Source organism: Aureimonas sp. AU4, from assembly GCF_001463765.1.
Lineage (GTDB): Bacteria > Pseudomonadota > Alphaproteobacteria > Rhizobiales > Rhizobiaceae > Aureimonas.
The window spans coordinates 59,521-82,633 of record NZ_BBWK01000002.1; the positions used below are offsets into that span (position 1 = coordinate 59,521).

Annotated in this window: 25 protein-coding genes and 1 tRNA gene; 6 read left to right on the forward strand and 20 right to left on the reverse strand. The window is 64.0% G+C overall.

The window, feature by feature from the left end; translation table 11 throughout:
* Positions 1-13 precede the first annotated feature (13 nt).
* Complete coding sequence (locus AUL35_RS00740; protein ID WP_062011031.1) at positions 14-586, reverse strand: DUF177 domain-containing protein; 573 nt, start codon at positions 584-586, stop codon at positions 14-16.
* The gene (locus tag AUL35_RS00745) at positions 583-1,125 is read right to left on the reverse strand and encodes a ubiquinol-cytochrome C chaperone family protein (RefSeq protein WP_062011032.1); all 543 of its coding nucleotides are present in this window, start codon (positions 1,123-1,125) and stop codon (positions 583-585) included. The genes AUL35_RS00740 and AUL35_RS00745 overlap by 4 nt, the downstream gene beginning before the upstream one ends.
* 154 nt (positions 1,126-1,279) lie before the next feature.
* Here AUL35_RS00745 and AUL35_RS00750 point away from each other — a divergent pair, with 154 nt between their 5' ends.
* A complete protein-coding gene (locus AUL35_RS00750) occupies positions 1,280-1,786 on the forward strand; it encodes an outer membrane protein assembly factor BamE (protein WP_062011034.1) in 507 nt (168 codons plus the stop codon).
* A gap of 55 nt (positions 1,787-1,841) precedes the next feature.
* Here the strand turns inward: AUL35_RS00750 and nusB are convergent, their stop codons facing one another.
* From nusB to AUL35_RS00795, 9 genes are all read right to left on the reverse strand, one after another.
* Positions 1,842-2,342: a transcription antitermination factor NusB gene (gene nusB / locus AUL35_RS00755; protein WP_062011036.1), complete on the reverse strand. Its 501-nt coding sequence runs from the start codon at positions 2,340-2,342 to the stop codon at positions 1,842-1,844.
* 4 nt (positions 2,343-2,346) lie between these two features.
* The gene (locus AUL35_RS00760; protein WP_062011038.1) at positions 2,347-2,793 is read right to left on the reverse strand and encodes a 6,7-dimethyl-8-ribityllumazine synthase; all 447 of its coding nucleotides are present in this window, start codon (positions 2,791-2,793) and stop codon (positions 2,347-2,349) included.
* A 113-nt stretch (positions 2,794-2,906) separates the two neighbouring features.
* Complete coding sequence (locus tag AUL35_RS00765) at positions 2,907-3,551, reverse strand: riboflavin synthase (protein ID WP_062011040.1); 645 nt, start codon at positions 3,549-3,551, stop codon at positions 2,907-2,909.
* Positions 3,551-4,642: a bifunctional diaminohydroxyphosphoribosylaminopyrimidine deaminase/5-amino-6-(5-phosphoribosylamino)uracil reductase RibD gene (gene ribD / locus AUL35_RS00770; protein WP_062011041.1), complete on the reverse strand. Its 1,092-nt coding sequence runs from the start codon at positions 4,640-4,642 to the stop codon at positions 3,551-3,553. The genes AUL35_RS00765 and ribD overlap by 1 nt, the downstream gene beginning before the upstream one ends.
* Positions 4,632-5,111, reverse strand: coding sequence for a transcriptional regulator NrdR (nrdR, locus tag AUL35_RS00775; protein WP_062011043.1), 480 nt, complete (start codon positions 5,109-5,111; stop codon positions 4,632-4,634). The genes ribD and nrdR overlap by 11 nt, the downstream gene beginning before the upstream one ends.
* Before the next feature lie 10 nt (positions 5,112-5,121).
* Positions 5,122-6,441, reverse strand: a complete 1,320-nt coding sequence (gene glyA, locus AUL35_RS00780; protein WP_062011045.1) for a serine hydroxymethyltransferase — start codon at positions 6,439-6,441, stop codon at positions 5,122-5,124.
* A 118-nt stretch (positions 6,442-6,559) separates the two neighbouring features.
* Positions 6,560-7,891 carry a murein L,D-transpeptidase gene (locus AUL35_RS00785; protein ID WP_062011435.1) on the reverse strand — a complete coding sequence of 444 codons (1,332 nt, stop codon included), beginning with the start codon at positions 7,889-7,891 and terminating at the stop codon, positions 6,560-6,562.
* A gap of 281 nt (positions 7,892-8,172) precedes the next feature.
* Complete coding sequence (gene ldtR, locus AUL35_RS00790) at positions 8,173-8,685, reverse strand: transcriptional regulator LdtR (protein WP_062011046.1); 513 nt, start codon at positions 8,683-8,685, stop codon at positions 8,173-8,175.
* A 190-nt stretch (positions 8,686-8,875) separates the two neighbouring features.
* A complete protein-coding gene (locus AUL35_RS00795) occupies positions 8,876-9,217 on the reverse strand; it encodes a DUF6163 family protein (protein WP_244493623.1) in 342 nt (113 codons plus the stop codon).
* A gap of 292 nt (positions 9,218-9,509) precedes the next feature.
* On the opposite strand from AUL35_RS00795, the gene hemB reads away from it, so the two are divergent.
* The 3 genes from hemB (at position 9,510) to AUL35_RS00810 (ending at position 11,986) form a co-directional block, all read left to right on the forward strand.
* On the forward strand, positions 9,510-10,532 hold the full coding sequence (gene hemB, locus AUL35_RS00800) for a porphobilinogen synthase (protein WP_156417775.1): 1,023 nt from the start codon (positions 9,510-9,512) through the stop codon (positions 10,530-10,532).
* A gap of 75 nt (positions 10,533-10,607) precedes the next feature.
* Entirely contained in the window at positions 10,608-11,078 is a 471-nt protein-coding gene (locus AUL35_RS00805; protein WP_244493624.1) for an RDD family protein, read from the forward strand.
* A 122-nt stretch (positions 11,079-11,200) separates the two neighbouring features.
* Positions 11,201-11,986: an arginyltransferase gene (locus tag AUL35_RS00810; RefSeq protein ID WP_062011051.1), complete on the forward strand. Its 786-nt coding sequence runs from the start codon at positions 11,201-11,203 to the stop codon at positions 11,984-11,986.
* Here AUL35_RS00810 and parC read toward each other — a convergent pair.
* Positions 11,979-14,222, reverse strand: a complete 2,244-nt coding sequence (gene parC, locus AUL35_RS00815) for a DNA topoisomerase IV subunit A (protein ID WP_062011053.1) — start codon at positions 14,220-14,222, stop codon at positions 11,979-11,981. The two genes, AUL35_RS00810 and parC, sit on opposite strands and share 8 nt — an antisense overlap.
* A 202-nt stretch (positions 14,223-14,424) precedes the next feature.
* On the opposite strand from parC, the gene AUL35_RS00820 reads away from it, so the two are divergent.
* On the forward strand, positions 14,425-15,603 hold the full coding sequence (locus AUL35_RS00820) for a hypothetical protein (RefSeq protein WP_062011055.1): 1,179 nt from the start codon (positions 14,425-14,427) through the stop codon (positions 15,601-15,603).
* 15 nt (positions 15,604-15,618) lie between these two features.
* On the forward strand, positions 15,619-16,161 hold the full coding sequence (locus AUL35_RS00825; protein ID WP_062011057.1) for a 2'-5' RNA ligase family protein: 543 nt from the start codon (positions 15,619-15,621) through the stop codon (positions 16,159-16,161).
* 37 nt (positions 16,162-16,198) lie between these two features.
* On the opposite strand, the gene AUL35_RS00830 is transcribed toward AUL35_RS00825, so the two are convergent.
* The 8 genes from AUL35_RS00830 to AUL35_RS00865 all read right to left on the reverse strand — a co-directional run bounded on the left by AUL35_RS00830 (position 16,199) and on the right by AUL35_RS00865 (position 22,950).
* A tRNA-Lys gene (locus AUL35_RS00830) sits at positions 16,199-16,274 on the reverse strand.
* Between the two features lie 118 nt (positions 16,275-16,392).
* On the reverse strand, positions 16,393-16,791 hold the full coding sequence (locus AUL35_RS00835; protein WP_192847011.1) for a PilZ domain-containing protein: 399 nt from the start codon (positions 16,789-16,791) through the stop codon (positions 16,393-16,395).
* A gap of 133 nt (positions 16,792-16,924) precedes the next feature.
* Complete coding sequence (ilvC, locus tag AUL35_RS00840) at positions 16,925-17,944, reverse strand: ketol-acid reductoisomerase (RefSeq protein ID WP_062011061.1); 1,020 nt, start codon at positions 17,942-17,944, stop codon at positions 16,925-16,927.
* 3 nt (positions 17,945-17,947) lie between these two features.
* Entirely contained in the window at positions 17,948-18,559 is a 612-nt protein-coding gene (locus AUL35_RS00845) for a TetR/AcrR family transcriptional regulator (protein ID WP_374754471.1), read from the reverse strand.
* A gap of 104 nt (positions 18,560-18,663) precedes the next feature.
* Positions 18,664-19,791: an ATP-dependent RecD-like DNA helicase gene (locus tag AUL35_RS00850; RefSeq protein ID WP_062011065.1), complete on the reverse strand. Its 1,128-nt coding sequence runs from the start codon at positions 19,789-19,791 to the stop codon at positions 18,664-18,666.
* Between the two features lie 40 nt (positions 19,792-19,831).
* Entirely contained in the window at positions 19,832-20,425 is a 594-nt protein-coding gene (locus tag AUL35_RS00855) for a LysE family translocator (protein WP_062011067.1), read from the reverse strand.
* An 85-nt stretch (positions 20,426-20,510) separates the two neighbouring features.
* Entirely contained in the window at positions 20,511-21,092 is a 582-nt protein-coding gene (ilvN, locus tag AUL35_RS00860) for an acetolactate synthase small subunit (RefSeq protein ID WP_062011068.1), read from the reverse strand.
* 76 nt (positions 21,093-21,168) lie between these two features.
* Complete coding sequence (locus tag AUL35_RS00865; protein WP_374754473.1) at positions 21,169-22,950, reverse strand: acetolactate synthase 3 large subunit; 1,782 nt, start codon at positions 22,948-22,950, stop codon at positions 21,169-21,171.
* Positions 22,951-23,113: the final 163 nt, after the last annotated feature.

A 23,113-nucleotide genomic window follows, 5' to 3' on the forward strand; every position in this document is an offset into this window, starting at 1 on the left:
AACGATCCTCGTCCTATGTCGGCGGTGTCCCCTTGAGTTTTGCAAGAGCTGCGAACGGCGACACCTTTCCCTCGTCGGGAGCGGGATCGGTGTCGTATTCCTCGAATTCGGCGTCGCTCTCGCGGGGATAGGGCTCTAGAGCGAGACCGACCGCCTCGCAGAGATAGGCACCGAGATCTATGCGGTCGCCGCGAAACGTCTCGGGAATGTCGTCGCCGTTCGGATCGAGATGCAGCTCGCCATCGCCTTCGGGAAGGATTCTCGCCAACTTCGAGCCTTCGGGCACGAAGATGCCGTCGATCACCTCGTCGATGTCCTGGCCTACAGGCTCCAGCGTCACGACGCTTTCCTGCACGACACGACCCTTGAGTCGACCCGTGACCGCGACACCGTCACGCTTCCATTTCCGCACCAGAAGCTCGGCGCTGAGCTCCGTTACCGCAACGATCCCGAGGAACCGTGCCAATGCCTCGCGCTCGGCTTCGTCCGGCCTGAAGTGGACCGGCATTCCGTTCTGCGGAAGCTTGGCGACGCCGACGTAAAAAGAGATCGGCATATCATCGGGCGCAACGGGCGGGGTCGTCATCGTGTCGGCTCCGTCGTCTCGCGCGGTAGGCGTCCGGCGAGGATGTCGTCTGATCTCAGTCGGTCGTACCACTGCGCTCCGTGCAGCAAATCATCTGCAAGGTGATCCGCCTGGTTGGGCTCGCCACCTTCCGCATCGCGAAAAACGGTCGCACGCAGCGCATCGGCGATGCCTTGGCGATCTCCCTGCGCAAGCGGCGCCTCGAGAACGCGGACACGGGCGTAGAAGCGTCCCGCCAGCTTGCGCATCCGTTTGGGAACAGCAAGATATCCGACACCCAGTTCGCGCATCGAGTGGTCCAGATCCGTCATGAACCGATCGATGACGTCCTGAGAAAGTTCGGAAAGGCCGGGGTCTCTGCCGCATCGACGGACGAACAGGAACGTCTCCAGCCCGAGCGACTCGAAGCGTCCCAGCACGGTGTCGGGCAAGCCGGCTTGCTCGAAGCGGTGCGGATGGCGAGCCCGTAGCACGATCTCTTCCCAGAGGCGTTCCACGATATCCCGGTTCCGTCGCCGCCTGCGGAAGGCCTCGAGCATGTCTGTTCCTGCGCCCATCTTCAGCAGGGGGTTCGCATGTGGCGTGGCTGATTGCAACGTTTTGCTGTCTGCTTTACCAAGTCGCAACCCTGCGGGACGTGCAGATCCAGGCTGGTTCTCCGCGTCCCGCTTCGTTCCGAGGGAATGAAGCCGCGTGTCCAAGAAGCTGCGATCCACCCTGTCTCTGGCCGCCGGTTTCGGCGCGCTCGTCGTTCTGTCCGGATGCCAGACGGCACAGGTCTACAACCAGGGCTACATTATCGACGAGCAGGCGCTATCCCTGGTTCCGGTCGGCTCGAGCCGGGAACAGGTGCTGCTCGCGTTGGGCTCGCCGTCGACCAAGGCGACCTTCGGCAACGAGGTCTTCTACTACATCTCGCAAAAGCGCGTGCGTCCGGTCGCCTTCATGCAGCCGCGACTCGTCGATCAACGCGTGCTGGCGGTCTATTTCGGGCAGAACAACACGGTCGAGCGCATCGCGAACTACGGCTTGCAGAACGGCCGTGTCTTCGACTTCATCTCGCGCACGACCCCGACCGGCGGACGCGACCAGAGCTTCCTCGGATCGATCCTTGCGGCGACCGCGCCGGATGGACAGAGCATCGTTGATGCGGTGAGCCGCGGCGCGCGCGGCGGCGGCGGCATTTCGCCAGGTCGATGACCTGTAAGCTGCGAGGCGCCGCCCCGGCGACGCCTCGCAGCTCGACTCCTTCCATTCAGGCGTTCGACGGAACGTCCTGTCCTCGCCCCTCGCCTCGAGACCGGCGAGCGACGCGATCGAGGACGGCGTTCACGAGGCGTGTCTCGTCATCGCCGTAGAATGCTTTTGCGATGTCCACATATTCGCTGACGATGACGGCCACCGGCACGTCCTTACGACCGGTCACCTCATAGGTGCCCGCGCGCAGGATCGCGCGCAGGGTCGTGTCGAGGCGCGAGAGCGGCCAGTCGGCAGAAAGCGAGGAGTGGATCATCGGATCGATGAAGGTCTGCCCACGCACGACGCCCGATACGATATCGCGGAACCACGCGGCGTCCGCCTCACGATAGACGTCCCCATCGACCTCTTGGCCGAGGCGAAAAGCCTCGTATTCGGCAACGGTCTCGAGCAGGCTCGTTCCGCCGACGTCCATCTGGTAGAGCGCTTGAACAGCGGCGAGGCGGGCAGCTCCGCGCTTATTGGCCGGGCGGACGTTGCGTGCGGTACCATCGCTCATCGCATCAAGCTCCCAGGCGGTCGCGAAGCGCGATCATGGCAAGCGCCGTTTCCGCCGCTCCGCCGCCCTTGTTCTTGCGATCGACGCGCGCACGCTCCAGCGCCTGTTCCTCGTTCTCGACCGTCAGGATGCCGTTTCCGATCGCGAGACCTTCGTCCGTCGATAGATCCATCAGGGCGCGGCAGGATTCGTTGGCGACAATATCGAAATGGTACGTTTCACCGCGAATCACGCAACCCAGGGCAACGTATCCGTCGTAGTCACGACGGCCCGCGTCGGCGCCCGTCAAAGCAAACGTGATCGCCGCCGGCACCTCGAGCGCGCCGGGGACCGTCACGACGTCGTAGGTTGCACCCGCCTGATCCAGATGCGCCTTGGCGCCCGCCAGAAGATGGTCCGCGATATGGTCGTAGAACCGGGCTTCGATGATCAGCAGGTGTGGCGCGGACATGGGTGACGAAAATCCTTCGAGCGATCGCCCGGCGAGGCCCCGGGTGGTGCCAACTCGTCGCGCGGTCTCAGATGACGATACGATACGGTGCGCCGCGCGCCATCGGCCGTGAGTTACGCCGGCCTTGAGATGGCGCGTTCTTCGGGAGAAACGACCCCTGCGCTGAACAGGCGCTCCGCATAACGCGCAATCTGATCGACCTCAAGGTTCACGCTGTCTCCGACCCGCTTTTCGCCCCAGGTCGTCACATCGAGCGAATGCCGGATAAGAAGGACGTCAAACCTGTCGCCCGACACGCCGTTCACCGTCAGCGACGTTCCATCGAGACACACCGATCCCTTCTGCGCGATGTAGCGAGCGAGTTCGTGCGGCGCCTCCAGCGTGAAACGAACCGCCTCGCCTTCCTCGTCCCGTGCCATGATGCGCGCCTGACCATCGACGTGCCCGGACACGAGATGGCCGCCGAGCTCATCTCCGAGTTTGAGCGCGCGCTCCAGGTTCAGCCGATGGTCCTCGCACCACTCGCCGGCGGTCGTGAGGCGCAGCGCCTCTTCCCACGCTTCCACGTCGAACCAACGGCGGTTGTCGGTGGAAGACGGGAGCTCGACCACCGTTAGGCAGACGCCTGAGCAACTGATCGAGGCCCCGATGAGGATGTCGGACGGGTCGTAGCGTGTTTCGATGCGGAAGCGACGGCCACCAGGAAGCTGGCTGACCGCGTCGATGCGGCCGACATCCGAGACGATACCGGTGAACATCAGCGGACCTTTCTGTCGTATTCGAGCCAGAGGTCGTCGCCGAAGCACAAACGACGGGTGGCATGGAAGCTACCGAGATAGGGATGGAGGTTCGGCAAGACGATCCCAGAGCCCCCGATCCGTTTCGGCGAACGGATGAGGATGAGTCGGTCGACGAGCTCGTCGGCTAGTAGGGACAGCGCCAGTCGGCCGCCGCCCTCGCAAAGGATCGAGCCTATGCCGCGCCCGGAAAGAGAGCGAAGCAGTTCTCGCAGCGATGTCTCGTCCGCAGCGAGGCGCAGGGGTTCGACGCATTTCGCACGCATGGCGGAGGCTGAAGCGCCATCCGGGTCGTTCGTCGCGATCAGGAGCGGGACGTCACAAGCCGTCGCCGCGAGCCGCGATGCGAGCGATGTTCGCAAGCCAGGATCCACGACCAGCCGGGCCGGGCTGCGTGTGGACAGGCCGTCGAGACGGACGGTCAGCAGCGGATCGTCCGCGAGCACCGTTCCGACGCCGACGGCCACGAGGTCGCTGCGCATGCGCAGGAGGTGGGTTTGCCGATTGGCGACGGCACCGCTGATAGCGATTTGCCCCTCGCCTGCACGACCGATGAAACCGTCGCCCGATACGGCGAGCTTCAGGGTCACGAACGGGAGGCCTCGACCCATCCGGGACAGGAATCCCTCGATGGCGTTTGGCTGCGTGGCATGTCTGGAAACAGCGACATCCACGTTACCGGACCGAAGGATGTCGAGACCGCGTCCATCGACCCTCGGATCAGGATCGGTCGTGCCGATCACGATCCGCGCGACACCGGCAGCCACCAGTGCGTCCGCGCAAGGGGGCGTGCGTCCGTGGTGGGCACAGGGCTCGAGCGTGACGTAGACGGTCGCGCCCCACGCCGAGGCCCTCGCCTCGTCCAGCGCAACGCGCTCCGCATGCGGCCTGCCGCCTCTTCCCGTGACGCCGCGTCCCACGACGCGCCCTTCCGAGACGATCAGGCAGCCGACCGAAGGATTTTCGGCCGTCAGCCCGGCATGGCGCATGGCGAGGCGTGACGCGGCGTCGAGATAGCGCCGATCCGCCTTGCTGAGTTCCTCAGTTGCCATCGTCCGTTTCGACGCGCTCTTCCGCCGTCAACTCGCCGAGCACGGCCGCGAAATCGGCCGCATGCTGGAAATCACGATAGACCGAAGCGAAGCGGACATACGCGACATCATCGAAGCCGCGCAGAGCGTCCATGACCAGCCGTCCGACCGAGGCCGAAGACACTTCCGCGTCGCCGGTCGACTCGAGCTGGCGCACGATCCCGGAGATCATGCGCTCCACCCGTTCCGGTTCGGCATCGCGCTTGCGAAGCGCGGTCCTGATCGACCGCGCGAGCTTTTCGCGGTCGAACGGCACACGGCGACCCGACTTCTTCACCACGACCAGCTCGCGCAACTGCACTCGTTCGAACGTGGTGAAGCGCCCACTGCAGTCCGGACAGACACGCCGCCGCCTGATGGCGCTGCCATCCTCGGCGGCACGCGAGTCCTTGACCTGACTATCGGGCGAACCGCAGAACGGGCAGCGCACGCGGGAGCGATCAGCCGAGGTTCGGGTAGATCGGAAAGCGGTCCGTCAACGCCTGAACGCGGGCCTTTACAGCAGCCTCGACAGCCGCGTTGCCCTCGTCGGAATTGGCCGACTTCAGACCATCCAGCACCTCGACGATCATGCGCCCGACTTCACGGAACTCCGCCGCACCGAAGCCGCGGGTTGTCGCGGCCGGCGTGCCGAGGCGAATGCCCGACGTGACCGCCGGCTTCTCCGGATCGTTGGGAACGCCGTTCTTGTTGCAGGTGATGCCGGCCCGGCCCAGCGCGATCTCGGTCTTCTTGCCGGTCAACATCTTCGGCCGCAGGTCGACCAGCATGAGATGGGTGTCGGTGCCGCCCGACACGATGTCCAGCCCACCTTCCCGCACCGTCTCGGCCAGGACGCGGGCGTTCTCGACGACCGAGGCGATGTAGCTGCGATAACCCGGCTGCAGCGCCTCGCCGAAGGCGACAGCCTTCCCGGCGATGACATGCATCAGCGGACCGCCCTGCAGACCGGGGAAGATCGCCGAGTTGATCTTCTTGGCGATGTCCTCGTCGTTGGTCAGGATCAGGCCGCCGCGCGGACCGCGCAGGGTCTTGTGGGTCGTCGACGTCGCGACGTGGGCATGCGGGAACGGGCTCGGATGCTGACCTCCCGCCACGAGCCCGGCGAAATGCGCCATGTCGACCCAGAGATAGGCGCCGACCGCATCCGCGATCGCGCGGAAGCGAGCGAAGTCGATGATCCGGCTGTAGGCCGAACCGCCTGCGATGATAAGATCAGGCTTCGTCTCGTGCGCAAGCCGCTCGACCTGATCGTAGTCGATCAAGCCGGTCTCGAGATCGAGACCGTACTGAACCGCATTGAACCAGCGACCGGACAGGTTGGGCTTCGCGCCGTGCGTCAGATGCCCACCGGCATCGAGGCTCATGCCGAGGATCGTCGCGCCGGGCTTCGATAGCGCAAGGAGTACGGCCTGGTTCGCCTGGCTGCCGCTGCTCGGCTGGACGTTCGCGAAGCCACAGCCGAAGAGCGTCTTCGCGCGCTCGATCGCCAGATCCTCGACGACGTCCACATGCTCGCAGCCACCGTAGTAACGGCGACCCGGATAGCCCTCGGCGTACTTGTTCGTGAGAACCGAGCCCTGCGCCTCCAATACGGCGCGCGAGACGATGTTCTCCGACGCGATCAGCTCGATTTCGTGCTGCTGCCGATTGAGTTCCGCGCGCATCGCGGCAAACAGAACGGGATCGCCAGCCGCGATACCGTCGGAGAAAAAGCCGTTCTCGTGCGTTGCGGGGGCAACGGAAAGGGCTTGCGACATCGTCCGAACTCCCTGGAATGAAACGGGGGCCGCACGGGCCCCCTTTCAGGTGTTTCGGTGCGGAATATCACATCCGCTTGCAACGCGCCAACCGCTTCCGGACGGAGGATAGCCGTCGTCAGTAAGGAAGATCGGCGGAGGCCTGCTCACCGGCCGCGTAGGCGGTCGGCTGCGCATCCGACATGGCGAGCTGTTCGGCTCCATCGCGGCGATAGATGTCGTCACGGAACTGCACGACCGTCGGATCGGTCGCCCACGCCGTCAGGTACGTGAAATGCAGCGGCACGGGGTTGGTGAGGTTCACGTCCTGCCGCGTTCGCGCCGAGATGGTTCGCTCGATGGCGGAACGGTCCCAGCCCGGCGTGTCGCGGGCGAGCCAGACGATCAGGTCGCGGACGTTCTGGACGCGAACGCAGCCCGACGACTCGAAACGCATGAGCTGCGAGAAGACGCTCTGCTGTGGCGTGTCGTGCATGTACACGGCGTAGGGGTTCGGGAAGTTGATCTTCACCGAGGACATCGCGTTCATGCGGCCCGGATTCTGCCGGAAGAGGTACTTCACCGCCTCGTCGGTCTGCCAGTTGATCGTCTCCGGCGGAATGACGCTTCCATCCGGCGCATAGATGATGATGTCGTTGCGCGTGAGGTAGGTCGGATCCTTCTGCATCAGCGGGATGATGTCCTTGCGGACGATCGATGCCGGTGCATGCCAGTAGGGATTGAGGTTCAGGTTGGTGATCTTCGAATCGAGGATCGGTGTCTGACGATCGATCTTGCCGACCACCGCCGTGTGCCGCTGGACGACACGCCCGTTCTCGACCGCCTCGATCGACGCGGCGGGAATATTGACCATCACGAAGCGACCCGGGTCCGGTTGAATGGCCGAAAGGCGCTGGATGTTGGTCTGGAGTTGCATGAGACGGACGTCGGCGGGGACGTTCAACGCCTTGTAGGTGTACTCGCCGACCGTACCGTCGGCCGGTAGACCATGCCGTGCCTGGAAGCGCTTCACGGCGGCATCGACATAGGTGTCGAAGGACATCGAGTTGCCGGCCGAGCGGTCGAGGTCGCCGGATGCGGCCAAACGCTGGCGAAGGAGGGAGACCGCCTGGTTCTGAGCCCCGATCTGGAGCTTGCCGGCCTCCGGAACCTGCGGCCAGCCGCCGCTCATCGCGATCTGGTTGTAGCTGCCGACAGCCTGCTGCATGGCCGACAGCGTGCTGGGCGAGAAGACGGGCTGATAGGAGGCCACGTTGCGCACGCTGGCGGCGCGCGTGTCGAACTGGTCGGTCCACCCACCACGATTGGGCGCCGTCAAAACGCCCTCGATCGCCGACTGGGCGCGCGCCGCACCTGCGAAGGCGCCCGCGCCCAGAAGGCCGGCAGCGCCCGCGACGAACTGCCGACGGGAAAGCGCCGGTAGGCTACGGTCTCGGGTGCCCTTGGTCATGTTCATTCCTCGACGGTCGATGTCAGGTCGCTTGCGGCGCAACATAAGCCGGTCGTGGTAAATCAAACGACAACGCCAAACGCCGCCCCTGATCCACGTCTTCAGGCCGGAAGGCAGGCCACCCGAATGAGGCGAAAGCGTGGATTCGCAAGAGTTTGCGCGGATTTGCGCGCAACCGCGCCGCGACCTGTTGCAAAAACCCCGCGACCGCGGGCGAGCGGTCACGGGGTTTCGGGTTCGGCGGCGGACTGGAGAAACGCTGCCGTCCGAGGTGGGTGACGTCAGAGACGGTACATGATCGAGTCGTTCCAGAAGCGATCGAGACGCTGCAGCGACTTGTTCATCTTCTGGAACTCGCCTTCGTCGAGACCGCCCACCTTGTCGATCGAGCCGATATGTCGATCGTAGAGCACCGCGACGATATCGGCGACCTGTAGCCCGGCCTTGGTCAGCGACACGCGAACCGCCCGGCGATCGACACGCGAGCGCTGGTGGTCGATGAAGCCGAGTTCGACAAGCTTCTTGAGGTTATAGGATACGTTCGACCCCAGGTAGAAGCCGCGCGTGCGCAGCTCGCCTGCCGTCAGGACCGAGTTGCCGATGTTGAAGAGCAGGAGTGCCTGCACCGCATTGATGTCGGTACGCCCTGCCCGGTCGAACTCGTCCTTGATGACGTCGAGAAGTCGCCGGTGAAGTCGCTCCACCAACTGAAGGGTCTCGAGATACAAGCTCTTCAGTTCGACCTTGTCGCTGGTCGTCTCGGGCGTATCGCGCTTGGGCTGGAGATGGCTCACGTCTTCGGCTCCGCTGTCGGTTCCGGAACTCTCACTCGGTCCCGTCTTGATCACGAAGCTAACCCGAACGCGTCTAATTCGCTTTAAAACTCAAAGTAAACGATTTGCTCGGCCGCGAGATGCTGAAACGCGATTAATGAAATCCCTTCGAAACCCAACGCATTTGATCTGTAGGGACGGATGCAGCGATTCATCTTCGCCGTTGCTCAACGAAGGACACGATCCTCAGCATCAGGAGAAGGGCGAGGCCGAAGGCGTGGAGGCCGACGACGAGCGCTTCCGGGCCGAAGAGGTGGGAGAAGCCGAGGTGCATGATGCTTTCGATCAGGAACACGAGCGTCCAGATCACGACGCCCCATGAGGCGACCATCCAGAGGCCGACGCCGGCGACGGGATAGAGCACGGCGAGAACCGGTGCCGCGATCTTCCACCAAACCGGCATGGTGTCGAAGCGCCAGAGGTCTCCGTCGAAGACGCCGACTAGTCGGGTCCAATAGAGGATGCCCATCGTGAACAAGGCTAACGATGCCACGCGACAGACGAGGCCACGAAGCATGCGGTTAAGCGATATGTCACGATCCTGACGTGTCGCGTCATTCTTCACGAGAGAGCCAACGCTGGGCGCTCGAACAGATTGTGTCGCCCGATCATGCCGCTCATTCCAGCTTGGCTCTGCGCTTGCGACGTGGTTCAGACTTGTCGCGGGCGAACGCTAGGATTAGGTCCGGGATACGTCAACGCGCCACGTCCATCGCGGCCCCTCTGTCCCCACCTGACGAACGCCGAGCTCTGTGCGTTCGATACGCATGCCTCGGAGTCCATCTATGTCGCCACGCGAAACCCCGCCCCTTTCCGCGGCCATCGATCGCGCGACCGGGGGAACACGGTTGCGCCGTCTTCGCCAAAGCGACTGGATTCGGCGTCTGGTGCGGGAGACCGACGTCACCACCAACGATCTGATCTGGCCGATCTTCGTGCGGGACGGCGACGGCGAGCCCGAACCCGTCGCCTCGATGCCGGGCGTTTTTCGGCGATCGGTGAACGGATGCGCCGAAGCCGCACGCGAAGCCTATGATCTTGGAATTCCGGTCGTCGCCCTCTTTCCGTTCACGCAAACGGCGCAGCGCGACGAGACGGGAAGTCAGGCGCTCGATCCCAGCAACTTGGTCTGCCGCGCGGTGCGCGCCATCAAGGCGGCCGTGCCGGAGATCGGCGTTCTGTGCGACGTCGCGCTCGATCCCTACACAAGCCACGGCCACGACGGTCTCGTGAAGGACGGACGCATTCTCAACGACGAGACGGTTGAGCTTTTGTGCCGCCAGGCGCTGGTCCAGGCAGAGGCCGGATGTGACATTCTGGGCCCATCCGACATGATGGACGGCCGCGTCGCTTGCATCCGCTCCGCACTGGACGGCGCTGGTTTCCGCGACACGATGATCATGTCCTACGCGGCGAAATACGCATCCGCCTATTACGGTCCGTTCCGAGACGCGGTCGGTTCTTCGGGCGCGCTGAAGGGCGACAAGCGGACCTACCAGATGGACATGGGCAACACGGATGAGGCCCTGCGCGAGGCGCGGCAGGACATCGCCGAGGGCGCCGACATGATCATGGTCAAGCCCGGCATGCCATACCTCGACATCCTGACTCGGCTTGTCGACGAGTTCGCGATGCCGACCTTCGCCTACCAGACGTCCGGTGAGTATTCGGTCATCATGGCAGCCGCACAGAATGGCTGGATCGACGGGGATCGCGCGATGATGGAATCCCTGCGCGCCTTCAAACGTGCCGGGGCCGCCGGCATCCTGTCTTACTTCTCGCCCCGCGTCGCGACCCTCCTTCGCTGACCGCGCGTCATTGCGGAGTTGCTCGGGCACACACATATCTCAGGCCAGAAACTGGGAGATGAAAGGGTGCCGAGCATGATGGCAACGGATACGCTTCGCGCGCGGCAGACGGGATGGCTCGATCAGCCCGCGGCCTACCGTGGCGTGCGCACCCGGCGCGTTGTCGGCTTTCTGTTCGATTACGCGCTGGTTCTCATCCTGTGCATTCCGGCCTTCGTGCTCGTGACCGTGCTCGGCCTTCTGACGCTCGGGCTTGGATGGATGCTGTACGGGTTCCTACTCCCGCTGGTAGCGATCCCCTACGTGGCCTTCACGCTCGGCGGTGAGGCACAGGCAACGCCGGGCATGCGTATCGCCGGCATCCGGTTGGAACGCAACGACGGTGGCCGTGTCGACCCCGCTCTCGCGGTCGCGCACACGATTCTGTTCTGGGTCGGCAACGTCGCGACGGGTGGCTTCATCCTCCTGCTCGGTCTGTTCACGCCGCGCAAGCAGCTTCTCCAGGATTTGCTTCTGGGAACCGTCGTCGTTCGCCGCGCGCCGTGACGTTCGGGCTGCGGCAGCCCGACGCGGACGGTTTCGCTTCTTCCCAAACGCCCCGCCCCGCGCCACACTGGGCGCGGGGGTTCGGTTATCGTATCGGGGCCTCCGGAAGGCCATTCTCCTCCATGACTGCTCACCCGCAGACGCCGCAGTTCTTCCTTACGTCGCCTTCCGCCTGCCCCTATCTTCCGGGGCAATTGGAGCGGAAGGTCTTCACGCATCTGATCGGTGCCCGCGCCCCTGATCTTCTGGACCTCCTGACCCAAGGCGGGTTTCGCCGGAGCCAGAACATCGCCTACAGGCCGGCTTGCGAGCGTTGTCGGGCCTGCATCTCGGTGCGCATTCTCGTGGACGAGTTCACGCCGACCAAATCGATGCGCCGGGCGGTCTCGACCAACTCCGATCTGATCGGACGCATGGGCGAGGCGGAGCCGTCGTCGGAGCAATACGCGCTCTTCCGACGCTATTTGGAAGCGCGCCATACGCGCGGCGGCATGTCGGAAATGTCGGTTCTCGACTACGCGATGATGGTCGAGGACAGCCAAGTCGACACGCGTGTCATCCAATACCGACGGAAGGGCCCCGATTCCCGCATCACGGGCCGCTCGGACGGCGATCTCATGGCCGTTGCACTGACCGACGTCATGGGGGACGGACTGTCGATGGTCTACTCGTACTTCGAACCGTCCGAACAGCAACGCGGCCTCGGCACGTTCATGATCCTCGATCACATCCGTCGCGCCCGCGAGATGGGTCTCCCTTACCTCTATCTCGGCTATTGGGTGCGCGGTTCGCGCAAGATGGACTACAAGATCCGCTTCCAGCCGCAGGAGCACCTCATGGCGCGCGGCTGGGAGCGCTTCGACCCGGAGGCGGCGCTCGTCGCGGAGACCGCTCTCTCCCTCAAGTGAACCGCCCGCTCTTCGGGAAGCCCTTGGGAACCAGACGCCCGGCCTGCGCCCTGTCTCCGTACCAGTCGCGCAATTCGGCCTCGCTGCGGTTGAAGACGCGTCCGGCCGTGTCCGTCCACGTCAGACCGTCGGCAAGGCGGAAGGTTTTGAGATCGGCCAAGCCGCCGTCCTTGTAGCGCTGCAGCCGGACGCCCTTGCCGCGTGTCATTTCCGGAACCTGGATCAGCGGGAAGACGGCAAGCTTGCGGTTCTCGCCGATCACCGCGACCGTGTCGCCGTGGATTCGCTCGGCCACGGTCAGGCGCGCGGGCCCCGTCAGATTGAGAACCTGCTTCCCTTTCCGCATGCCGGACACCAGCTCGCCCTCGTTGATGACGAAGCCGTTGCCGTCGGTCGAGGCGATCAAACGCTTCGACGCTGTATCGGGGACGAAGCCGTAGACGAGGTCCTGGCTGTCCTCTAGGTCGATCGCCAATCGGATCGGGTCGCCCTGCCCGCGACCGCCTGGCAGCTTGTCGGCGTTGAGCGTGTAGGCCCGGCCGTCGGTCGACAGGAATACGAGCTTGTCGGTCGTCAGCGCATGGAAACTGAGCTTGAGCTGATCGCCGTCGCGGAACGAAAGACCCGACAGGTCGGCGACATGTCCCTTCAGCGCCCGCAGAAACCCGCGCTGGGAGAGGACGACCGTGATCGGTTCCTTTTCGATCAGCGCCTCCGCGATATCGTCCGCCGTGTGGCCGGGCGCGTCCGCGAAATTCGTTCGACGCCGCCCGAGCCGCGTCTTTTTCGAGAAGGCTTCCCGAACCTCCCGCACCTCGGCGGCAACCCGCTCCCACTGCATCTCGACCGAGCCAAGAAGCGCCTGCTTCTCGGCGCGCTCCGCCGTCAGTGCGTCGAACTCGCGGCGCAACTCGAATTCCTCGAGCTTGCGGAGCGAGCGCAGGCGCATGTTGAGGATGGCCTCGGCTTGCATGTCCGTCAGCTCGAAGACCCGCATCATGACCTGCTTCGGCTCGTCCTCCTCGCGGATGATACGAATCACCTCATCAAGGTTGAGGAATGCGATCAGATAGCCGGCGAGTATCTCGAGCCGACGCTCGATCTGGTCGAGGCGGAACTGCGAGCGGCGCACAAGCACCTCTCGCTGGTGCGCAAGCCATTCGCTGAGGACCTCCTTCAGCGACAGCACCTTCGGCACGCGCCCGCCCGACAGGACGTTCATGTTGAGCGGGATACGCGCTTCGAGGTCGGTCAGCCTGAACAGCGACTCCATCAGGATGCCGGGATCGACCGTCCGGGACTTCGGCTCCAGGACGATTCGCACGTCCTCGGCGGACTCGTCGCGAATGTCGGCCAGAAGCGGTAGACGCCGTGCGACGAGGAGGTCGGCGATCTTCTCGATCAGGCGAGACTTCTGAACCTGGTAGGGAATTTCCGTGACGACGACGACGTAGCCGCCCCGTCCCTGGTCCTCCTTCTCCCACTTGGCGCGCACGCGGAACGAACCCTTGCCCGTCGCGTAGGCTTCGCGAATGACGGAGCGCGAGTCCACGACGACGCCGCCGGTCGGGAAGTCGGGTCCCTGCACGAAGCGAAGGAGCGCATCGAGATCGGCATCCGGCTCGGCGATCAGCTTCAGCGCCGCATCGCAGAGCTCGGCTGCATTGTGGGGAGGAATCGAGGTCGCCATGCCGACCGCGATCCCCGAAGCCCCGTTGGCGAGCAGGTTCGGGAAGGCGCCCGGGAGGACCGTCGGCTCTTGGTCCTCTTCGTTGTAGGTCGGACGGAAATCGATCGCGTTTTCGTCGATGCCGCGCAGAAGCAGCGTCGCGACGTCGGTCATGCGCGCTTCGGTGTAGCGCATGGCCGCAGCGCTATCCCCGTCGATATTGCCGAAGTTCCCCTGCCCGTCGACGATCGGATACCGGATCGCGAAGTCCTGCGCGAGCCGCACCAGCGCGTCGTAGATCGAGGCGTCGCCATGTGGGTGGAACTTGCCCATGACGTCGCCGACGATGCGGGCGCATTTCTTGTAGCCTTGGCCCGGATCGAGCTTCAGCACGCGCATCGCGTGAACGATGCGCCGATGAACAGGCTTCAACCCGTCACGGACGTCCGGCAGCGCGCGCCCCATGATCGTGGAGAGCGCATAGGCGAGATAGCGCTCCTCCAAAGCCGTTCGCAGGTCGATCGGCTCGATGTCGCCACCGTTCGGCGGGTCGGAAATCTTCGTCATGTCGTCAGCGATAGAACATCATGGAAACAGGAACAAGTGGAGAACATTCGAGCCGCTCCAGGCCTGTCGTTACCACGGAAAGGTGTCGGGCAGCACGGTGCGAACGCCTTCCCTCGAGAGCCCAGTTTCCCATAATAGCAGCGACTTGCCCGAGCCCGGTCTTCCGCCGCGCTTCGGCTCCGAGAGAAGGACCGCCCCGCTCATGTCGTCAATCCGTTCCCGTTCGGCGCTCGCGGCGCTCGTCGTCCTGCTCGCCGGATCGAGCTCGGCCTTCGCCGTGGATGGTGAGGCCTTCGCCGACCGGTTGAAGTCCGCCATGGCGCCCTCCACTCGTCTCGAGTTCGGAACGGTGGCGACAGAGGGAGACGACGTGGTCGTCAACGACGCCCGCGTGTCGCCCAGTGAAGGCGGCGCGACGCCCTACGTCCTCGGCACGCTTCGGTTTCAGAACGTCTCCGGGTCCAACAGCGAAGGCTGGCGCGTCGAGCGGTTGCAGCTCAACGACATCTCCCAGACGAACGAGGACGTGACGACGAACGTCACGGGCGCGCTCCTCGAGGGCCTGACGATCCGGCCCGATACCGCCAATACCGCGGTTCTCTCGCCGCTTTTTCTTGAACGCTCGACGGTCGGTTCCGTCGCGGTCGAGAAGGGAGGACGCAACGTGGTTGCCTTGAGCGATCTCGGCGTTGTCACACAGCCCAGCGACGGTGACGGTCTCGCCTCGACCGTCAAGCTCGGCCGCTTCACGTTCGACACGACGGCCACCGGCAATCCCGGCCTTGCGCAAGTCATGAGTGAGCTCGGCTATCCGCAACTCAGCGGTTCGCTGCAGGGTGCAGGATCGTGGAAGCCGCAGACGGGCGCGCTGTCTCTGGACGATCTCAAGATCGCGGTTGAGCAGGCCGGCCAGCTCGAGCTCGCCTATACGATCACCGGCTATACGCCGAGCTTCATCCAGTCGCTGTCTCAGGTTTCGCAGCAGTTGCAGGCTTCGAACGGTCAGAACGAGAACGCCGGCATGGCGGTGATCGGCCTTATCTCGCAGCTCTACCTGCAGTCCGCCACGATCTCCTTCGAGGACCAGTCGCTGACGAACCGGGTCCTCGATTATTATGCGAAGCAGAACAATCAGCCGCGCGATCAGTTTGTCCAATCACTCAAGGCCACGATACCGCTTGGGCTCGCCTACCTGCAGAATCCGGCGTTCCAGGCACAGGTGTCCGAAGCGATCAACGACTTCTTGAGCAATCCCCGCTCCATACGAATCGCGATCGAACCAGCCGCCCCTATTCCGGCGACGCAGATCCTGGGCGCGGCGATGGGAGCTCCGCAGACCTTGCCGCAGGTCCTGAACCTGACGGTGCGATCGGGTCAGTAAGACGAGGTCGCTTCCATGAGGCAGCCGAGCGACGATGCTGTCTTCATTCTGACGCTCGGCTTCGATGCTGGGGGTTTCCAGCGTTTTGACGGCATGCGTCGCGCTCACTTCCCGGCGAAGCGAAATCTGATCCCGGCTCACCTGACCTTGTTTCACAAGCTGCCGGGAGAGCGCCTCGAGGCGTTCGCCAGCGATCTCGAAGAGGTGACGCGTGACACGCCGCCCTTCGAAGCCCGCATCACCGGCTTACGCTTCCTGGGATATGGATCCGCCTACGTCGTTGAGGCCCCTCGCCTCATCGAACTACGAGCAGAACTTGCACGACGTTGGATCGCGGAACTTGGTGCGCAGGATACGCAGCGCTTCACGCCGCACGTCACCATCCAGAACAAGGTCGCCGCGCCGGTGGCACGCTCGCTGTTCGAACGGCTGAATGACGAGTTCGAACCCTTCACTGCGACAGCGCAAAGCCTGCTTCTCTGGCGATATCTCGATGGGCCTTGGGCACAGGAGCGTCGATATGATTTCCGCTCAGAGGAGCAGGCTACGCCATTCTGACCGTGGCGTTCCGTAGTGCATGGTGGAGAGAGATATTTGGTGGGTGATGTAGGGTTCGAACCTACGACCCGCTGATTAAGAGTCAGCTGCTCTACCAACTGAGCTAATCACCCGCCGGTCAGGCGGTGGAAACCAACCGGCGCTGACGAAGCGGTTTATAGGGATATGGCTGTGCCTTGTCCAGCCGATAAAAGCTCCCACGGCGATTCTTTTCGGCTCGATTGCAGATGCTTAGAATCGCCACGGCACATGGGATGTGATGGAGTGCGGCAGCGGCTCCACGGGCCAGCGCAGAAGGCCCGAAATCGCTTCGCTGGCGGAAGTCGGCGTGATCTCGAGCCGGCCTTCGTCGTCCATCGTGTCGAGGAAATGAATACCGGCGAAGAGTTCGCGGCGGTAGACCAGCTTGGCTGGGCGGATCGCATCGTCCTCGCCGATTCGGATCTCGAATTCCTTCGGAAGCGGTACCGCCGCATCGATCGTCAACAGCGCTCCGGTCGCCGAGATGTTGCGGACGATGCAGTCGTAGGTCGAAAAACGATTGTTCGAGAGGATCTTGCCGCGCTTCAGCGTTCGCGTGCGGGGCGCAATGCGGCGCTCGTTCCCTGCGGTTTCAGCGGTGGCTGCCATGATCTGCATCTTTCCGGTGATCGGATGATGCAATCATCGGGTCGATGATTTGAGAAATCCTGAATCAGTTCTTTCGTTCGGTCATGAAAAACTGAAGGCGCCTTTCGGCGCCTCCAGCATCCTATGGGGTCGATTAGTTGCGAGCCTTATCGACCAGCTTGTTCTTGCCGATCCAGGGCATCATGCCGCGAAGCTTCTCGCCGACCTCTTCGATCTGGTGGGAATCGTTGACGCGGCGAATGCCCTTGAAGCGAGCGGCGCCCGAACGGTATTCCTGCATCCAGTCGGACGTGAACTTGCCGGTCTGAATGTCCTTCAGGACGCGGCGCATCTCGGCCTTGGTCTCGTCGGTGATGATACGCGGACCCGTGACGTACTCGCCCCATTCCGCGGTGTTCGAGATCGAGTAGTTCATGTTCGCGATGCCGCCCTCGTAGATGAGGTCGACGATGAGTTTCACTTCGTGCAGGCACTCGAAATAGGCCATCTCGGGCGCATAACCGCCTTCGACCAGGGTCTCGAAGCCAGCGCGGATCAGCTCGACGAGGCCGCCGCAAAGAACGACTTGCTCACCGAAAAGGTCGGTCTCGCACTCTTCCTTGAAGTTCGTCTCGATGATGCCGGAGCGTCCGCCGCCGACGCCGCAGGCATAGGACAGAGCGAGATCGAGAGCATTGCCGGAGGCGTCCTGATGAACCGCCACGAGGCAGGGCACACCACCGCCCTTCTGGTATTCGCCGCGAACCGTGTGGCCCGGACCCTTGGGCGCGATCATGACGACGTCGACGCTCTTCTTGGGCTCGATCAACCCGAAGTGCACGTTGAGGCCGTGAGCGAAAGCGATCGCCGCACCGTCGCGCAGGTTGTTCTCGATATCGGCCTTGTAGATGTCGGCCTGAAGCTCGTCCGGCGTCGCCATCATCAGGAGATCGGCCCAGGCCGCCGCCTCGGCGACGTTCATGACCTTGAAGCCGTCAGCTTCCGCCTTGGCCCGCGTCAGCGAGCCGGCCTTCAGGGCGATCGCCACGTTCTGCGCACCCGAGTCCTTCAGGTTCAGCGCATGGGCACGGCCCTGGCTGCCGTAGCCAACGATCGCGACCTTGCGACCTTTGATGAGGTTCAGATCGGCATCGCGGTCATAATAAACGCGCATGGGTCATGTCCTTCCTGCTGGGCTGCCGGATCGTTCCGGTCGAGCCGTTCCGTAGAGGGTGAGAAACTGCTGGGCGGCCGTGGCCGCATGATGCGCCAAGTCGCGTGCGCCGACCGGCTGCGGGTCTCCAAGGAGCATGCGAAGTTGCACGTCGCCGACGACCAGCCCGAAGAACGTGCCGAAGGCCTCCTCCGGGTCCTCGAAGGCGAGCAGCCCTTCATCCCGTGCGCCGAGAAGAAGAGGCGTCAGGCGCTTGCGAAGACCGTCCGGCCCGTTGCGCAGAACGATGAGCCCAAGGTCGTTGCTGCTCGTCCCTGCCTGTCCAACGGCCAGTCTGTTGAGTGCGATCGACGTTGGGCCCGTAATGACCTGGAGCCAGTCGAGGGCAAAACGCTCAAGTCCGCTGCGAAGCGACTCTCGGTCGAGATGACCATCGTCGATGGCGAGCCCGCGAATACGCGAGGCCTGATGGCGGACGGTCGCGGCGAGCAGGCCGTCCCGGTCGCCAAACCACTTGTAGAGGGTTTCCTTGGAGCAGCTCGCTTCTCGCGCAACCGCCGTCATCGTCAGCTTGTCGCCCCGCTCGACGAGTAGCGATAGCGCCGCGTCGAGCACGGCGCGCTGGCGATCGCTCAGCTCCCCTTCCGACATTCGCCCTCGCCCCTTGCGTACCGTACGTTACGGTTCGCCTTAGACGAGTTGGTTTCGCCGCGCAAGCCTCAGCGAACGATCGTCAGGCGTTCGGCGGCGCGGGTAACCGCAGTGTAAAGCCACCGCTCGCGCGAGTCGCGGAAGGCCCAACTCTCGTCGAACAGCATGACATCGTCCCACTGCGAGCCCTGCGACTTGTGAACGGTCAGGGCGTAGCCGTAGTCGAAGTCGTCATAGCGCTTCTTCTCGGCCCATGCGATCTCGGCATCCGGCTCCTCGAAGGCGCGCTTCAGGAGCTTGATCTTGGCGGCGCCCTTGTCGATATCGTCGTCATCGGGCTTCACGATGAGGTTCGTGCCGGGCTTCGTCTTCTCGGGCGAAGCGGTCATCACCTGCCAGAGCGAGCCGTTCAGCAGGCCTTTGGTCGGATCGTTGCGCAGGCAGACCAGCTTGTCGCCAGCCTGCGGCAGCGCGCCGGTGAACCCTTTCAGCTCACGAAGACGGGCATTGTAGAGGCGCCGCGTGCGGTTCGTTCCGACAAGCACCTGATCGGCCGCAAGAACCTCGTCCCGGTCGACCTCGCGGCGACTGATGACCTTCGAGGTCCCGTACTCCCCGAGCGGAATGTCGCGCCCCTCGCGGACCGCGAGTGCGAGTTCGATGATCGGGTTGTCACGCGCCTGGCGGTGGATTTCAGTCAGCAGGAAGTCGGGCTCGGCTTCCGTGAAGAAGCCGCCTCCCGACACCGGTGGAAGCTGGCCGGGATCGCCGAGGACTAGGATGGGCGTTCCGAAGCTCATCAGGTCGCGCCCAAGGGCCTCGTCGACCATCGAACATTCATCGACGACGACGAGCTTCGCCTTCGCGACCGGGCTCTGGCGATTGAGCGAGAAGGTCGGCGAAACGCGCGACGAGCCCGTTTCCTCGTCGGCCACCGTATCCTCGCCCCGCGGGCGATAGATCAGGGAATGAAGCGTCTTGGCGCTTTTCGCGCCCTTCGAGCGCAGCACCTGAGCCGCCTTGCCGGTGAAGGCGGCGAACTGGACGGCGCCGTCGATACCTTCGGCGAAATGACGTGCCAGCGTCGTCTTGCCGGTTCCGGCATAGCCGAAAAGCCGGAAGATCGGCTGGTCCCCCCGGTCGAGCCATTCGGCGACTCGAACCAGGGCCTCGTCCTGCTGCGGGGAAAATTTCATGGTCCGGGCGTCGCAGAATTGCGTCCCGGCGACAAGAGGCTCAGCGCAGCATGGGCCAGAGCGTCGCGACGAGAAGAAGCGCCATCACGAGATTAAAGATGCGCAGCCGGCCGGGATCGGAGAGAACGCCGCGCAGCGCCGTACCGAAGCCAGCCCAGATGGAGACCGACGGGAAGTTGACGAGGACGAAGGCCGCGCCCACCAGCAGCACAGACAGAACGGGGCTCTGCGCGTCCGTATAAGCGCCCATCGCGACGAGCCCCATCGCCCAAGCCTTCGGATTGACCCATTGGAAGGTTGCGGCCTGCAGAAAGGTCATCGGGCGACCCGTGGTCTCGGTCTCGCCTGCCGGCTTCGCCGTCGCAATCTTCCACGCCAGCCACAGCATGTACGCGACGCTCGCGATCCTCATTACCGTCTGAAGTGCCGGTATCGAATGCAGGAGGGCGCCCAAGCCGAAACCGACTGCGAGAAGCAGCACGAAGAAGCCAACAGCGATGCCCAGCATGTGCGGGATCGTACGCCGGAAACCGAAGTTCACGCCCGACGCCATCAGCATCATGTTGTTCGGCCCCGGCGTCACCGACGTGACGAAGGCATAGGCGAGAAGAGCGGCGAAGACGTCGGCCGACATGGGCGGTGCCTCACGGCGTGAAAGAAGGAAGGAGGTCGGCGACGGTGTCATCCGTCCTAAGAGCGCGCGGCACCGAGCGTTCGCGTCAGCCTGCGAACATGGCCTCGCGTCCGCGGCTCATGGCTGCGACGCCCGTGCGGCAGACCTCGACGAGCCCGAGCGGCGCCATGATCTGGATGAACTTCTCGATCTTCGACGTCTTGCCGGTGATCTCGAAGACGAAGTGATCGGTCGTGGAGTCGACGACCTTCGCGCGGAAGACATCGGCAAGGCGCAGCGCCTCGACGCGGTCGTCGCCCGCCCCCGCGACCTTCACGAGCGCAAGCTCGCGCTCGATCGGGCCGTCCTCGCCCTGCCCGGCTGCCGCCTTGGTCAGGTCGAGCACCTGATGCACCGGCACGATCCGGTCGAGTTGGCTCTTCACCTGCTGAATGACGCTCGGCGCGCCCTTGGTCACGACGGTGATGCGCGAAAGGTGCTTGTTGTGATCGGTCTCGGAAACCGTCAGGCTCTCGATATTGTAGCCACGGCCCGAGAAGAGGCCGATCACCCGGGCAAGAACGCCCGGCTCGTTGTCGACGATGACAGACAGCGTGCGCGTCTCGATCGGCGGCTTCTCGTCGGTGATGAAGTAGGCGGAGGCAGGCGGCTGGACGGGTAGGTTCATCGGACAGGCTTTCGATAAGCGGAAGGGGACCAATCGGGACGGGAAGGGCCGGTATGAGCCCCTCCCCGCCGTCGCGCTAGACCAGCGCCTTACCCTTCGCGTCGATGGCGTTGGCGACCGCATCGTCGCTCGCCTCGTCGGGCAGCAGCATCTCGTTGTGCGCCTTCCCGCTCGGGATCATCGGGAAGCAGTTGGCGAGGTTCTGGACGCAGCAGTCGAAGATGACCGGACGGTCGACCGAAATCATCTCGCGAATGCCGGCGTCCAGGTCCCCGGCCTTCTCGACACGCAGTCCGATGCCGCCATAGGCCTCGGCCAGCTTCACGAAGTCCGGCAGCGCTTCGGAGTAACTGTTGGAGAGCCGGTTTCCGTGGAGCAGCTGCTGCCACTGGCGCACCATGCCCATGTACTGGTTGTTCAGGATGAAGATCTTGATCGGCGCGCCGTACTGAACGGCGGCCGACATCTCCTGCATCGTCATCTGCACCGAGGCGTCGCCGGCAATGTCGATGACGAGAGCGTCGGGATGGGCGATCTGAACCCCCAGCGCCGCCGGCAGGCCGTAGCCCATCGTCCCGAGACCGCCAGAGGTCATCCAGCGGTTCGGCTCCTCGAAACCATAGAACTGCGCGGCCCACATCTGATGCTGACCGACCTCGGTCGTGATGAAGGTCTTGCGATCCTTGGTCAGCTCATAGAGCCGCTTCACCGCGTGCTGCGGAAGGATGACATCGCCCTCCTGGCGGAAGGCCAGGGAGTTGCGAGCGCGCCAGACCTGGATCTGAGCGTTCCACTCGTCGAGACGCCCGGCCTCCTGCGGACCACCCTCGCGCCAGGCCGACACCATCGCTTCCAGAACATGCGCGACGTCGCCGATGATCGGCAGATCGACACGGACGTTCTTGTTGATCGACGAAGGATCGATGTCGATGTGGATCTTCTTCGAGTTCGGCGAGAAGGCATCGAGACGACCGGTGATGCGGTCGTCGAAGCGGGCACCAACGCAGATCATGACGTCGCACTCGTGCATCGCCATATTCGCCTCGAACGTGCCGTGCATGCCGAGCATGCCCATCCAGCGCTCGCCCGAGGCCGGATAGGCGCCGAGGCCCATGAGCGTCGAAGTGATCGGAAAGCCGGTCATCTCGACGAGCTGGCGCAGCAGCCGAGAGGCCTCGGGACCGGAATTGATGACGCCGCCGCCCGTATAAAGGATCGGCCGACGGGCCGAACGCATCAACTCGACTGCGGCGCGAATCCGCCCTGCCTCGGCGTCGAGACGCGGCTGATAGCGTTGGGTCGCACGGGACTGGCTCGGCGGCGTATAGGTGCCGGTTGCGAACTGGACGTCCTTCGGGATGTCCACGACGACCGGACCGGGGCGGCCCGAGGTCGCGACATGGAACGCCTCGTGCAGAATCTCCGCCAGATCCTCGACGCTCTTCACCAGCCAGTTATGCTTGGTGCAGGGACGTGTGATGCCGACGGTGTCGCACTCCTGGAAGGCATCCGAGCCGATCAGCGTGGTGGGAACCTGCCCGGTGATGCAGACGAGCGGGATCGAATCCATCAGCGCGTCCTGGAGCGGCGTGACGGCATTGGTCGCACCGGGCCCCGAAGTCACCAGCATGACGCCGGGCTTGCCGGTGGAGCGCGCATAGCCTTCGGCGGCGTGACCGGCGCCCTGCTCGTGACGGACGAGGATATGCTTGACGTCGTCCTGCAGGAACAGCGCGTCGTAGATCGGCAGAACCGCGCCGCCGGGATATCCGAAGAGATGCTCGACGCCATGATCCTTCATGGCCTGAACCACCATCTGGGCACCCGTCATCTTGCGGATACCGGTGTCGATCGTCATGTCGTTCATCGCGCGGCCTTATGGTTCGCTGGACGTCCGGCTTGCAGGACGTTGATGGGTACGGGAACTTGCGGGCAACAAAAAAGGCCCTCGAGGGGCCTTGGGACTGCGCACACGTGGCAAGAGCCGGACGGTCGTCAGACCGTCTCGCGTGTGCGCCACC